This window comes from Pseudomonas sp. CFBP 5748 (assembly GCF_053850495.1).
Map to the genome: position 1 here is coordinate 46,332 of NZ_JBSPTN010000020.1, position 12,762 is coordinate 59,093.

At 60.1% G+C, this 12,762-nt stretch carries 16 protein-coding genes; 15 read left to right on the top strand and 1 reads right to left on the bottom strand.

Annotated elements, in window-relative coordinates; translation table 11 throughout:
- Positions 1–81 precede the first annotated feature (81 nt).
- The 3 genes from rluC to ACWNZ1_RS28290 are packed head-to-tail and all read left to right on the top strand — an operon-like array spanning position 82 to position 2,700.
- Positions 82–1,038 (top strand): 23S rRNA pseudouridine(955/2504/2580) synthase RluC, encoded by a 957-nt coding sequence (rluC, locus tag ACWNZ1_RS28280; RefSeq protein WP_135846473.1) that lies wholly within the window; start codon positions 82–84, stop codon positions 1,036–1,038.
- A complete protein-coding gene (locus tag ACWNZ1_RS28285; RefSeq protein ID WP_135846472.1) occupies positions 1,028–1,690 on the top strand; it encodes an HAD-IA family hydrolase in 663 nt (220 codons plus the stop codon). Before rluC ends, ACWNZ1_RS28285 begins: the two co-directional genes overlap by 11 nt.
- Before the next feature lie 20 nt (positions 1,691–1,710).
- Entirely contained in the window at positions 1,711–2,700 is a 990-nt protein-coding gene (locus tag ACWNZ1_RS28290; protein WP_135846471.1) for a S49 family peptidase, read from the top strand.
- 60 nt (positions 2,701–2,760) lie between these two features.
- Here ACWNZ1_RS28290 and ACWNZ1_RS28295 read toward each other — a convergent pair whose 3' ends face one another.
- Positions 2,761–3,339 carry a Maf family protein gene (locus tag ACWNZ1_RS28295; RefSeq protein WP_135846470.1) on the bottom strand — a complete coding sequence of 193 codons (579 nt, stop codon included), beginning with the start codon at positions 3,337–3,339 and terminating at the stop codon, positions 2,761–2,763.
- A gap of 105 nt (positions 3,340–3,444) precedes the next feature.
- Here ACWNZ1_RS28295 and ACWNZ1_RS28300 point away from each other — a divergent pair, with 105 nt between their 5' ends.
- The 12 genes from ACWNZ1_RS28300 to ACWNZ1_RS28355 all read left to right on the top strand — a co-directional run bounded on the left by ACWNZ1_RS28300 (position 3,445) and on the right by ACWNZ1_RS28355 (position 12,760).
- Positions 3,445–3,972 carry a YceD family protein gene (locus ACWNZ1_RS28300; protein WP_018613526.1) on the top strand — a complete coding sequence of 176 codons (528 nt, stop codon included), beginning with the start codon at positions 3,445–3,447 and terminating at the stop codon, positions 3,970–3,972.
- Positions 3,973–3,985: 13 nt separating this feature from the next.
- The gene (gene rpmF / locus ACWNZ1_RS28305) at positions 3,986–4,168 is read left to right on the top strand and encodes a 50S ribosomal protein L32 (RefSeq protein WP_003179396.1); all 183 of its coding nucleotides are present in this window, start codon (positions 3,986–3,988) and stop codon (positions 4,166–4,168) included.
- Between the two features lie 3 nt (positions 4,169–4,171).
- Entirely contained in the window at positions 4,172–5,182 is a 1,011-nt protein-coding gene (gene plsX, locus ACWNZ1_RS28310; RefSeq protein WP_135846469.1) for a phosphate acyltransferase PlsX, read from the top strand.
- A 123-nt stretch (positions 5,183–5,305) separates the two neighbouring features.
- Positions 5,306–6,244: an ACP S-malonyltransferase gene (gene fabD, locus ACWNZ1_RS28315; protein WP_135846468.1), complete on the top strand. Its 939-nt coding sequence runs from the start codon at positions 5,306–5,308 to the stop codon at positions 6,242–6,244.
- 15 nt (positions 6,245–6,259) lie between these two features.
- Positions 6,260–7,003, top strand: a complete 744-nt coding sequence (gene fabG / locus ACWNZ1_RS28320) for a 3-oxoacyl-ACP reductase FabG (RefSeq protein WP_025214858.1) — start codon at positions 6,260–6,262, stop codon at positions 7,001–7,003.
- Positions 7,004–7,194: 191 nt separating this feature from the next.
- Positions 7,195–7,431: an acyl carrier protein gene (gene acpP, locus ACWNZ1_RS28325; RefSeq protein ID WP_003442511.1), complete on the top strand. Its 237-nt coding sequence runs from the start codon at positions 7,195–7,197 to the stop codon at positions 7,429–7,431.
- 108 nt (positions 7,432–7,539) lie between these two features.
- Entirely contained in the window at positions 7,540–8,784 is a 1,245-nt protein-coding gene (gene fabF / locus ACWNZ1_RS28330) for a beta-ketoacyl-ACP synthase II (protein WP_135846467.1), read from the top strand.
- Entirely contained in the window at positions 8,784–9,599 is an 816-nt protein-coding gene (pabC, locus tag ACWNZ1_RS28335; RefSeq protein ID WP_280944300.1) for an aminodeoxychorismate lyase, read from the top strand. The genes fabF and pabC overlap by 1 nt, the downstream gene beginning before the upstream one ends.
- A 3-nt stretch (positions 9,600–9,602) precedes the next feature.
- Complete coding sequence (mltG, locus tag ACWNZ1_RS28340; protein ID WP_456028010.1) at positions 9,603–10,739, top strand: endolytic transglycosylase MltG; 1,137 nt, start codon at positions 9,603–9,605, stop codon at positions 10,737–10,739.
- A 19-nt stretch (positions 10,740–10,758) separates the two neighbouring features.
- Positions 10,759–11,391: a dTMP kinase gene (gene tmk, locus ACWNZ1_RS28345; protein WP_135846464.1), complete on the top strand. Its 633-nt coding sequence runs from the start codon at positions 10,759–10,761 to the stop codon at positions 11,389–11,391.
- Positions 11,384–12,370, top strand: coding sequence for a DNA polymerase III subunit delta' (locus ACWNZ1_RS28350; protein ID WP_280944299.1), 987 nt, complete (start codon positions 11,384–11,386; stop codon positions 12,368–12,370). The genes tmk and ACWNZ1_RS28350 overlap by 8 nt, the downstream gene beginning before the upstream one ends.
- 33 nt (positions 12,371–12,403) lie before the next feature.
- Positions 12,404–12,760 carry a PilZ domain-containing protein gene (locus ACWNZ1_RS28355; RefSeq protein ID WP_135846462.1) on the top strand — a complete coding sequence of 119 codons (357 nt, stop codon included), beginning with the start codon at positions 12,404–12,406 and terminating at the stop codon, positions 12,758–12,760.
- Positions 12,761–12,762 lie beyond the last annotated feature (2 nt).

Here is a 12,762-nt window from a genome sequence, read left to right on the forward strand (position 1 = left end):
AGCCACTTTTGGCGGCGTTCGCGACTATAGCAGCAATGATTAAGTGCTTCAATTCCATAAAAAATTGTTATGATCGCCGCCATGACGACTACTGCCCCTTCGACCCCTGGCGTTCAACTGCTCGAGGTCTCGCCGGAATATGCCGGCCAACGAATCGATAACTTCCTGCTGGCCCGACTCAAAGGCGTGCCCAAGACCTTGATCTACCGCATTTTGCGCAAAGGCGAAGTGCGGGTGAACAAAGGTCGGATCAAGCCCGAATACAAGCTCCAGGCGGGCGATATCGTGCGCGTGCCGCCGGTTCGCGTGCCTGAACGCGATGAGCCGGTGCCCCTGGCCCAAGGCCTGCTGCAGCGTCTCGAGGCCTCGATCGTCTTCGAAGACAAAGCCCTGATCGTGATCAACAAGCCCGCAGGCATTGCGGTTCACGGCGGCAGCGGGCTGAATTTCGGCGTGATCGAAGCCTTTCGTCAGTTGCGTCCCGATGCCAAGGAACTGGAGCTGGTCCATCGCCTGGACCGCGACACCTCTGGCCTGCTGATGATCGCCAAGAAGCGCAGCATGCTGCGTCATTTGCACGAGCAGTTGCGCGGTGATGGCGTTGACAAGCGCTACATGGCGCTGGTGCGCGGTCGCTGGGACACATCCATCAAGCAGGTTCGTGCGCCGTTGCTCAAGAGCAACCTGCGTTCCGGCGAGCGCATGGTGGAAGTCAACGAAGAGGGCAAGGAGGCGCTCACGGTGTTCAAGGTGCTGCGCCGCTTCGGTGACTTCGCCACCATGGTCGAGGCCAAGCCGGTGACGGGCCGTACTCACCAGATCCGCGTCCACACCCTGCATGCCGGGCATTGCATTGCTGGCGACAGCAAATACGGCGATGACGATTTCACCAAGGAAATCCGTGATCTGGGCGGAAAACGCCTGTTCCTCCATGCCTACATGCTCACCGTGCCGCTGCCCGACGGCGGTGAACTGAAATTGCAGGCCCCTGTGGATGATATGTGGGCCAAGACCGTGGAGCGGTTGAGTGCATCCTGACTACAAGCTGCTGATTTTCGATTGGGACGGCACTCTGGCCAATTCCATAGGTCGGATCGTGGAGTCGATGCATGTCGCGTCGGATCGTACCGGGTTTGCCCGATGTGATGACTTTGCAGTCAAAGGCATCATTGGCCTGGGTTTGCCAGAAGCGATTCGTAGCTTGTATCCGGAGATCGGTGACGATGAGTTGGTGGTTTTTCGCCAGCATTACGCCGATCATTACATTGCGCTGGAGGCTGAGCCTTCGCCCTTGTTCGACGGTGTGGTCAACACCCTTGAAGTCCTGCGAGCCGAGGGTTATCACTTGGCTGTCGCGACCGGCAAGGCTCGTCGTGGGTTGGATCGGGTACTGAAATCCCATGGTTGGGACGATTATTTCGATATCACTCGTGCGGCGGATGAAACCGCCAGCAAGCCGCATCCGCTGATGCTCGAGCAGATACTTGCGCATTGCGAGATGCGACCGGAGCAGGCATTGATGGTGGGGGACTCGTCGTTCGATCTGCAAATGGCGCGCAACGCCGGCATGGGGTCGGTGGCTGTGAGCTATGGCGCGCAGTCCATCGAGGCGCTCCGGGCATTCGAGCCGCGACTGGCGATCGACCATTTTCCTGAATTGCACGCCTGGCTGAGCCGGCGCACCGATTAAAGTCTGTTGAGGATGCATGTATGACCGATGAATGGAAGGCACCGGCCAAGGCGAGCGCTGACAACGGTGACGATAAGAGCTGGAAATTGCTGGAAAAAACCTTGTTGGCCGGGGTGGAGGAACAGCGTCGTGCGCGCCGCTGGGGGATCTTCTTCAAGTGCCTGGTCTTCATTTATCTGTTTTTCGGCTTGGCGATGATTTTCCAGGCGCTTGATGGGAAGAAGAGTCCGGGAGGTGGTGCGGCCTATACGGCGGTCATCGACATCGAGGGCATGATTGCCGACAAGGAAGTGGCCAGCGCGGACAACATCATTGGCAGTCTGCGGGCTGCGTTCGAAGATTCGAAAGTCAAAGGGGTGGTGCTGCGCATCAACAGTCCGGGCGGCAGCCCGGTGCAGGCTGGCTACGTCTATGACGAAATCGTCCGCTTGCGTGCTGCGCATCCGGATATCAAGGTCTACGCGGTGATTTCCGATCTCGGCGCCTCCGGTGCCTATTACATCGCCAGTGCGGCGGATCAGATCTATGCCGACAAGGCCAGCCTGGTGGGTTCCATTGGTGTGACGGCAGCGGGTTATGGTTTCGTCGAGACGCTGGACAAGCTTGGGGTGGAGCGCCGGGTCTATACCGCGGGCGAGCACAAATCCTTCCTTGATCCGTTCCAGCCGCAAAAGCCTGAGGAAACGGTGTTCTGGCAGGGCGTGCTCGACACTACCCATAAACAGTTCATCGCCAGCGTCAAGAAAGGCAGGGGCGAACGGCTGAAAGACAAGGAGCATCCAGAGCTGTTCTCCGGCCTGGTCTGGTCTGGCGAACAGGCGTTACCGCTGGGGCTGATCGACGGATTGGGCAGTGCCAGTTCGGTGGCTCGGGATGTGATTGGCGAGAAGGAGTTGGTGGATTTCACCATCGAAGAGTCGCCGATTGACCGCTTCTCGAAAAAGCTGGGCGCCAGCATTGCCGAGCACCTGGCGATGTGGATGGGGTTCCAGGGGCCAGCGTTGCGCTGATTGTCTTGGGGCTTGAGTGCAGGGGAGGGCTGATGCCGTCCCCTGTAGCGAGGTTTCGGCTCAAGGCACCGGTACGCCCTCGGCCAGCAACATATCCACAAGGCGAATCAGTGGCAGGCCAACCAGGCTGGTGGCGTCCGGGCCTTCGGTGCTCTGGAACAGGCTTACGCCCAGTCCCTCGGCCTTGAAGCTGCCGGCGCAGTCGTAGGGTTGCTCGGCCAGCAGGTAACGCTCGACCCGTTCCGGGTCCAGCAAGCGCATATTCACGGTAAACGGAACGCAGTCGACCTGGCAGGCACCGGTCTGGCTGTTGAGCAGCGCCAGGCCGGTCAGGAACGTGACTTGAGCGCCGCTGGCGGCCAGCAGTTGTTCGCGGGCGTTCTCGAAGGTGTGAGGCTTGCCCAGGACGCGCTCGCCGAGCACGGCGACCTGGTCCGATCCGATGATCAGGTGGGCAGGGTGGCTGCTGGCCAGTGCGAGGGCTTTTTCCCGGGAGAGGCGTTTTACCAGCTCGATGGCGGGCTCGCCGGGACGATGGCTTTCGTCGATGTCCGGCGAGCTGCAGACGAACGGCAGTCCCAGGCGGGCGAGTAATTCGCGCCGATAGACCGAGCTGGAGGCAAGTAATAAAGGCAGCATGGGCATCTCCAAAAGGCAGGGTCGAATTCTAGCGAGGCACGCAAGTAACGGACAGGGCTGAATTTCCTTTGACATGGCTGGGTGCATCCCTATAATGCTGCGCCTATGTTGAATGACCCGATTCCACCTCACGTTGACCCGCGCAAATTGGCTGATCGTGGCACCACCCTTCAAGGTGAACTGCTGCTGGCCAATTTGAAGAGACTCTGCGACCCGCTTTCCGACGATGTCGGTACGGTCCAGGCCAAATTCGTTTTTGAACGAGATGAACGTAAATCTGTGGTAATCCACAGCTTTATCGACACTGAAGTCAAAATGGTTTGCCAGCGTTGTCTTGAGCTGGTCACCCTGCCGATCCACAGCGAATGCAGTTACGCCGTGGTGAAGGAGGGTGCGAATACCCAGTCGTTGCCGAAAGGTTATGACGTGCTGGAACTGGGCGAAGATCCATTGGATCTGCAGTCACTGATCGAGGAGGAGCTTCTGCTCGCCTTGCCCATTGTGCCTGCTCATCATCCGGAAGAATGCCAGCAGCCGGCGGGAGCAGATGAGCCCGAACCGAGCGAGGACGAGGTAACGCGGTCCAACCCGTTCAGTGTATTGGCGCAGTTAAAGCGTGACCCAAACGTTTAGGAGTTAATCAATTATGGCTGTTCAGCAGAACAAAAAATCCCGCTCTGCCCGTGACATGCGCCGTTCGCACGACGCTCTTGAGGCTAGCACCCTGTCTGTAGAAAAAACCACCGGTGAAGTTCACCTGCGTCACCACGTATCGCCAGAAGGCGTATACCGTGGTCGCAAAGTGATCGACAAGGGCGCTGACGAGTAATCCTTGTCCGCTCAAGTCATCGCGATTGACGCAATGGGCGGGGACTTCGGTCCCCGCAGCATTGTTCAGGCCAGCCTTGCTTGTCTGAATGCTACGCCCTCGCTGCACCTGACCCTCGTCGGTCAACCCTCTCTTCTGGAAGAAATGCTCAACGGCCAATCGGCTGTGGATCGTGCGCGCCTGACAATCACTCCGGCGTCCGAAGTCATCACCATGGACGAAAAGCCGGCCCAGGCCCTGCGTGGCAAACCTGACGCCTCGATGCGTGTGGCCCTTGAGCTGCTGCGCGATGGCAAGGTCCAGGCGTGTGTCAGTGCGGGCAATACCGGTGCGCTGATGGCGCTGTCGCGCTACGTACTCAAGACGCTGCCAGGGATCGACCGTCCGGCGATGGTTGCGGCGATTCCGACCCAGCGCGGTTTTTGTCAGTTGCTCGATCTGGGCGCCAATGTCGATTGCAGCGCCGAACATCTGTTGCAGTTCGCCGTGATGGGCTCGGTGGCCGCGGAAACGCTGGGCATCGTGCGCCCTCGCGTGGCGCTGCTGAACATCGGCACCGAAGACATCAAGGGTAACCAGCAGGTCAAGCTGGCTGCCACGTTGTTGCAGGGTGCGCGTGGTATCAATTACATCGGCTTCGTCGAAGGTGATGGCTTGTACCGCGGCGAGGCGGACGTGGTGGTGTGTGACGGCTTTGTCGGCAATATCCTGCTCAAGTCCAGCGAAGGCCTGGCGACCATGATCGGTGCGCGCATCGAAAGCTTGTTCCGGCAGAGTCTGGCTTCGCGGGTGGTGGGTGCGCTGGCGTTGCCTTTGATGCGACGGCTGCAGGCGGACCTGGCGCCGGCGCGGCACAACGGGGCGAGTTTCCTTGGCCTGCAGGGCATCGTGATCAAGAGTCATGGCTCGGCGGGCGTGCAGGGTTTCCAGAGTGCGATTAACCGGGCGGTGATCGAAATCCAGGAAAACTTGCCCGAGCGCCTGCATGGCCGCCTCGAAGATTTGTTAACTTAGGCGTTTTCGTCCGACAATGCTTAAATGTGACCGGTCGGTCCAACCGGCCATCCAACTGTCAGTTTCCTAGCGCCCCCAGGGGCGTCAATTTTTGACGACAAGATCATTAGGGGCTTTGTTTTCATGTCTGCTTCCCTCGCATTCGTCTTTCCAGGACAGGGCTCGCAGTCCCTCGGCATGCTGGCCGAGCTGGGCGCGCAATACCCGCTGATCCTCGAAACATTCAAAGAAGCTTCCGATGCTCTCGGTTATGACTTGTGGGCACTGACCCAGCAAGGGCCGGAAGAGCAGCTCAATCAAACCGATAAAACCCAGCCGGCCATCCTGACCGCCTCGATCGCGCTCTGGCGCCTGTGGCTGGCTGAAGGTGGTGCGCGCCCTGCGTTCGTCGCCGGTCATAGCTTGGGCGAATACAGCGCCCTCGTGGCCGCTGGCAGCCTGAGCCTGGGCGACGCGGTGAAGCTGGTGGAGCGTCGTGGCCAGTTGATGCAGGAGGCCGTTCCGGCCGGGCAGGGCGGCATGGCCGCGATCCTCGGCCTGGAAGACGCTGATGTGCTGGCGGCCTGTGCCGAAGCGGCGCAAGGCGATGTGGTCAGTGCGGTGAACTTCAACTCGCCGGGCCAGGTGGTGATCGCCGGTGCCAAGGCTGCTGTCGAGCGCGCTATCGAAGGTTGCAAGGCTCGTGGTGCCAAGCGCGCCATGCCGCTGCCGGTCAGCGTGCCGTCGCACTGTGAGCTGATGCGTCCGGCCGCCGAGCGTTTTGCCGAGTCCATCGCCGCCATCGATTGGCAGGTTCCGCAGATTCCCGTGGTGCAGAACGTCAGCGCCAACGTGGCGCCGGATCTCGAAACCCTCAAGCGCGATCTGCTGGAACAACTCTACAAACCGGTTCGTTGGGTCGAATCGGTGCAGACCCTGGCAGCCAAGGGCGCGACCGAACTGGTCGAGTGCGGTCCTGGTAAAGTGCTGGCCGGCCTGAACAAACGCTGCGCCGAAGGCGTGTCGACTTCCAACCTCAATACCCCAGACGCTTTCGCTGCCACCCGTGCAGCGCAGGCCTGAACAGGAGAAGCTTGCATGAGTCTGCAAGGTAAAGTTGCACTGGTGACCGGTGCAAGCCGCGGCATCGGCCAGGCCATTGCCCTGGAATTGGGTCGTCAAGGTGCCATCGTTGTTGGTACCGCGACTTCCGCTTCGGGCGCTGAGCGCATCGCCGCAACCCTGAAGGAAAACGACATTCAAGGCACCGGTCTGGAACTGAATGTCACCAGCGACGAATCCGTTGCGGCGGTGCTGGCCAGCATTCAGGAGCAGTTCGGCGCGCCGGCGATCCTGGTCAATAATGCAGGTATCACCCGCGATAACCTGATGATGCGCATGAAAGATGACGAATGGTTCGACGTGATCGACACCAACCTGAACAGCCTGTACCGGCTGTCCAAGGGCGTTCTGCGTGGCATGACCAAGGCTCGTTGGGGGCGAATTATCAGTATCGGTTCGGTTGTGGGTGCCATGGGCAACGCAGGCCAAGTAAACTATGCTGCGGCTAAAGCCGGCCTGGAAGGTTTCAGCCGTGCACTGGCGCGTGAAGTGGGTTCGCGCTCGATTACGGTAAACTCGGTAGCCCCGGGCTTTATCGACACCGACATGACCCGTGAACTGCCAGAGGCGCAACGTGAAGCCTTGCTGACACAAATTCCGCTGGGTCGTCTGGGGCAAGCTCAAGAAATCGCGTCTGTGGTCGCTTTTCTTGCGTCAGACGGTGCGGCATACGTGACCGGGGCTACAATCCCGGTAAACGGCGGGATGTACATGAGTTAAATGTGACGGATCGCTTCAAAAAAATGTCATACGAGCTGTCTAAAATCCGTTATAAAGCTGCAATCAATTTATAGACGGCGGGCCGCAGGGTTTGAGGAGTGAAGCTTTCGGTTGAAAAACCGAAAAGTTCTTCTATACACTTACCCACCGGCCAGCTGCCTGAATTTGTCCATTAGGAGTGAAAACAAGGTATGAGCACCATCGAAGAGCGCGTCAAGAAAATCGTTGCCGAGCAACTGGGCGTTAAAGAAGAAGAAGTTGTGAACACCGCTTCCTTCGTTGAAGACCTGGGTGCCGACTCCCTTGACACCGTTGAGCTGGTGATGGCTCTGGAAGAGGAATTCGAGACCGAGATTCCTGACGAAGAAGCTGAGAAGATCACTACTGTACAAGCTGCTATCGACTACGTTACCAACCATCAGGCGTAATCGTTTTTAGTCGTCGCTAGCTGTCATGGAAAAACCGCACTGCCATCACGGCGTGCGGTTTTTTCTTTAGGCCTGATGCAAAGTCGTCATTAGAAAAAGGAGAGTGCTGTGTCGCGTAGACGCGTCGTAGTCACCGGTATGGGTATGTTATCGCCACTGGGCACGGATGTGCCGAGCAGCTGGCAGGGCATTCTGGCTGGCCGCAGTGGCATTGGTCTGATCGAACACACTGACCTTTCTGCCTATTCCACCCGTTTTGGCGGCTCGGTAAAGGGCTTCAATGTCGAGGAATACCTGTCGGTCAAGGAAGCCCGCAAGCTTGACCTGTTCATTCAATACGGCCTGGCAGCCGGTTTCCAGGCGGTGCGTAACGCCGGTCTGGAAGTCACCGACGCCAACCGTGAACGCATCGGCGTGGCCATGGGCTCGGGCATTGGCGGTTTGACCAATATCGAAGAAACCAGCCGCACGCTGCACGAGTCGGGGCCGCGACGGATCTCTCCGTTCTTTGTGCCGGGCTCGATCATCAATATGATTTCCGGTTTCCTGTCCATCCATCTGGGGGCGCAGGGACCTAACTACGCCATTGCCACGGCGTGCACCACTGGCACTCACTGCATCGGCATGGCCGCGCGTAACATCATGTACGACGAAGCCGACGTGATGATTGCCGGTGGCGCCGAGATGGCCGCTTGCGGTTTGGGCATGGGGGGCTTTGGTGCGTCCCGTGCGTTGTCGACCCGCAACGACGAACCGGCCCGGGCGAGCCGCCCATGGGACAAGGGGCGTGATGGCTTCGTGCTGTCCGACGGTGCCGGTGCGTTGGTACTCGAAGAGCTGGAGCACGCCAAGGCACGTGGCGCGACCATCTATGCCGAACTGATCGGTTTTGGTACCAGCGGCGACGCCTACCACATGACGTCGCCACCGGCTGATGGCGCAGGTGCTGCCCGTTGTATCGCCAACGCCTTGCGTGACGCGAAACTCAACGGCGAGCAGGTGCAGTACATCAATGCCCACGGCACTTCCACCCCGGCGGGCGACCTGGCCGAAGCCCAGGCGATCAAGACGGTGTTCGGCGATCACGCTTACAAGCTGGCCGTCAGCTCGACCAAGTCCATGACTGGTCACCTGTTGGGCGCCGCAGGTGCGGTGGAGGCGATCTTCAGTGTCTTGGCGATTAACAGCCAGGTGGCACCGCCAACCATCAACCTCGATGAGCCGGATGAAGGCTGTGACTTGGACTTCGTGCCACACACGGCCCGCAGCATGGACATCGATGTGGTGCTATCCAACTCCTTCGGTTTTGGTGGGACCAATGGCTCGCTGGTGTTCCGCCGGTTCGCCGGTTGATGGAAAGCTGGGTCGACGGTCAGCCGGCCGACGTCCTGTCGCTGAAAAATCGCGGCCTGGCTTACGGTGATGGGCTGTTTGAAACCATCGCCGTGCATGAGGGCGAGCCGGTGTTGCTGGCGCGTCATCTGCAGCGCCTGGAAGCGGGCTGCCGGCGGTTGGCGCTCAAGGTCGACCTGAACGACTTGAGCGCTGAACTGAGCACCTACGCCCGAGGCCTGGGCAACGGCGTGCTGAAGCTGATCGTCACGCGTGGCGACAGCCAGCGCGGTTATGCTGCTGATCCCTCGGCCCCGGCCCGACGCATCCTGCAAGGGAACCCGCCGGCCGCTTATCCTGCTGCACATGCCGAACAAGGTGTTCGCCTGTTTCCTTGCACCGTGCGCCTGTCGGAGCAGCCCTTGCTTGCCGGCCTCAAGCACCTCAATCGCCTTGAACAAGTGCTGGCCCGCGCCGAATGGAACGACTCGGAACATGCCGAAGGCTTGATGCTGGATACATCCGGGCGGGTCATCGAAGGGGTCTTCAGTAACCTGTTCCTGGTGCGCGATGGCGTGTTGATCACGGCGGATCTGAGCCGCTGCGGCGTGGCCGGCGTGATGCGCGCAGAATTATTGTTTCAAGCCGAGTCTCAAGGTATCGCCACGCAAATCACCGACATTCGCCTTGAACAGCTGCACCAGGCCGATGAAGTCTTCGTCTGCAACAGCGTCTATGGCGTGTGGCCAGTGCACACATGTGGTTCGGCGCGCTGGTCGGTTGGGCCGCTCACCCGTAAACTGCAGACCCTTGCCCGCGCGCTATTGGATGTTTGATTCGTGAGACGTAAATTCTTGCTGCTGCTGGAAACCGGACTGGTTCTGGCAGGGCTGTTGTTGGGCGCTTCGGCCTGGAAGATTTATTCGGCGCTGCAACAGCCGCTGAATATCACCCAGGAAGAATTGCTGGACGTGCCCAACGGGACCACCCCGACTGGAACCCTCAAACGCCTCGAAGCCGACGGCCTGATCAAGGACGCCTTTTGGCTGCGAGTCTATTGGCGCTTCAATCTCGCCGACCAGCCATTGCACTCCGGTGAATACCGGATGGTGCCGGGCATGACGATGCAAGGCCTGATCGACGTCTGGAAGCGCGGCGAAGTGGTGCAGTACAGCGTGACCCTGGTGGAAGGCTGGAATTTTCGTCAGGTCCGCGCGGCGCTGGCCAAGGATGAAAAACTCCAGCAGACCCTCGCTGGCCTGAGCGACAGCCAGGTGATGGAGCGTCTTGGCCATTCCGGGGTATTTCCCGAAGGTCGGTTCTTCCCGGACACCTATCGCTTCGTGCGCGGAACCTCGGATGCCGATCTGCTGGAAAAAGCCTATGCCCGGCTGGAAGACGTGCTTGCCAAAGAGTGGGCCCAGCGTGCCACCGATCTGCCTTACACCCAGCCCTACCAGGCGCTGATCATGGCGTCCCTGGTGGAAAAGGAAACCGGTGTGCCCCAGGAACGCGGGCAGATCGCTGGTGTATTCGTGCGCCGCATGCGCCTGGGCATGCTGCTGCAAACCGACCCTACGGTGATCTACGGCCTGGGCGAGCGCTACACCGGCAAACTCACCCGTGCCCACCTGAGAGAAGAAAATCCGTACAACACCTATTTGATTCCAGGCCTGCCGCCCACGCCGATTGCGATGGTGGGGCGCGAAGCGATTCATGCCGCGTTGAACCCGGTGTCGGGCAACAGCCTTTACTTTGTCGCCCGCGGTGATGGCAGCCATGTGTTCTCCGATGACCTGGAATCGCACAACAACGCGGTGCGTGAGTTTCAGCTCAAGCGCCGCGCCGATTACCGTTCCAGCCCGGCTCCGGGCACGCCGGACGAGCAGGTGCCGATTCCCGCGCCGTCGCCCGAAGTACCTGAACAGCAACCTGCACCCGAACCGAATGCCAGCGAGCCGCCGAGCCCGCAATGACTTTGATTAAGGATCGCCCGTGACTGGCTTGTTTATAACGCTGGAAGGCCCCGAGGGCGCCGGCAAGAGCACCAACCGCGAATACCTGGCCGAACGCCTGCGGGCTGCCGGCCTTGAGGTGGTACTGACCCGTGAACCTGGCGGTACGCCGTTGGCCGAGCGGATTCGCGAAGTGCTGTTGGCGCCGGTCGAAGAAGTCATGAACCCTGACACCGAGCTGTTGCTGGTGTTCGCGGCCCGTGCGCAGCACTTGGCCGAAGTGATTCGCCCTGCGCTGGCCCGTGGCGCGGTGGTGCTCTGCGATCGTTTTACCGATTCGACCTACGCCTATCAGGGCGGTGGCCGGGGCTTGTCCCTGGAGCGCATCGCCGCGCTGGAGACCTTCGTCCAGGGTGAGCTGCGGCCTGACCTGACCCTGGTGTTCGATCTGCCGGTGGAAATTGGCCTGGCCCGCGCCAGCGCCCGTGGCCGGCTGGATCGTTTCGAGCTCGAGGGCCAGGCGTTTTTCAACGCGGTACGCAATGCCTTCCTGAGTCGCGCCAAGGCCGATCCAGCCCGTTACTTATTGATCGATGCCGCTCAGCCGTTGATGCAGGTCCAGCAGTCCCTGGACGGCTTGCTGCCACGTTTGCTGGAGCGTGCCCGTGGCTGAAGCCTACCCATGGCAGGAGGGGCTCTGGCAGCAACTGGCCGGTCGTGCCCAGCATGCCCATGCCTATCTGCTGCACGGTCCGGCCGGCATCGGCAAGCGCGCGCTGGCCGAACGCCTGATGGCCAGCCTGCTGTGCCAGCGTCCGGGTGCCGCGAACGCTTGTGGTGAATGCAAGTCCTGCCTGCTGCTCAAGGCGGGCAGCCATCCGGACAATTACGTGTTGGAGCCGGAGGAAGCGGACAAGGCGATCAAGGTCGACCAGGTGCGTGATTTGGTCAGTTTCGTGGTCCAGACCGCACAAATGGGCGGGCGCAAAGTGGTGCTGATCGAGCCAGTCGAGTCGATGAACATCAACGCCGCCAACGCCCTGCTCAAGAGTCTCGAAGAGCCCTCCGGCGACACCGTGCTGTTGCTGGTCAGCCATCAGCCGAGTCGCTTGCTGGCGACCATCAAGAGCCGTTGCGTGCAGCAGGCTTGCCCGCTGCCGAGTGAGGCGATGAGTTTGCAGTGGCTGGCCCAGGCTCTGCCTGACAACTCTGATGAAGAGCGTGTCGAGTTGCTGACCCTCGCTGCCGGTTCGCCCCTGGCGGCTGTCAGTCTTCAAGCCCAGGGCGTGCGCGAGCAGCGGGCGCTGGTAGTGGACGGTGTGAAAAAACTGCTCAAGCAGCAGCAATCCCCCACGCAACTGGCTGAAGGTTGGAATGCCATCCCATTGCTGTTGCTGTTTGACTGGTTCTGCGACTGGTCGAGCCTGATCCTGCGCTACCAACTCACCGAGGACGAAGCGGGCCTCGGGTTGGCGGACATGCGCAAGGTGATCCAATACCTGGCGCAAAAAAGCAGCCAGGACAAAATCTTGAACATTCAGGACTGGATTCTTGCCCAACGGCAAAAGGTGTTGAGCAAGGCGAACCTCAATCGGGTGCTGTTGCTCGAGGCGCTGTTGGTGCAGTGGGCGAGTCTGCCTGGTCAAAACTGACTAGACTCTGCTCAATCGTAGCGGGAGATCAGCATGAACGAACCTGTCAGTCCCGGGCCACGCAACGGCATCCTGTCCCTGACGATCAAGGACAAGTCGGTGCTTTACGCCGCCTACATGCCCTTCATCAAGAATGGCGGCCTGTTCATTCCCACCAACAAGAATTATCGCCTGGGCGATGAAGTGTTCATGCTGTTGAGCCTGATGGATGAACCAGAGAAGATCCCGGTCGCCGGCAAGGTGATCTGGATGACCCCCAAAGGTGCCCAGGGTAACCGGGCCGCTGGCGTTGGCGTGCAGTTCAATGACGGCGACAATGTGGCCCGCAATCAGATCGAAACCCACCTGGCCGGAACCCTGAAGTCCGACCGTCCCACCCATACGATGTAGCC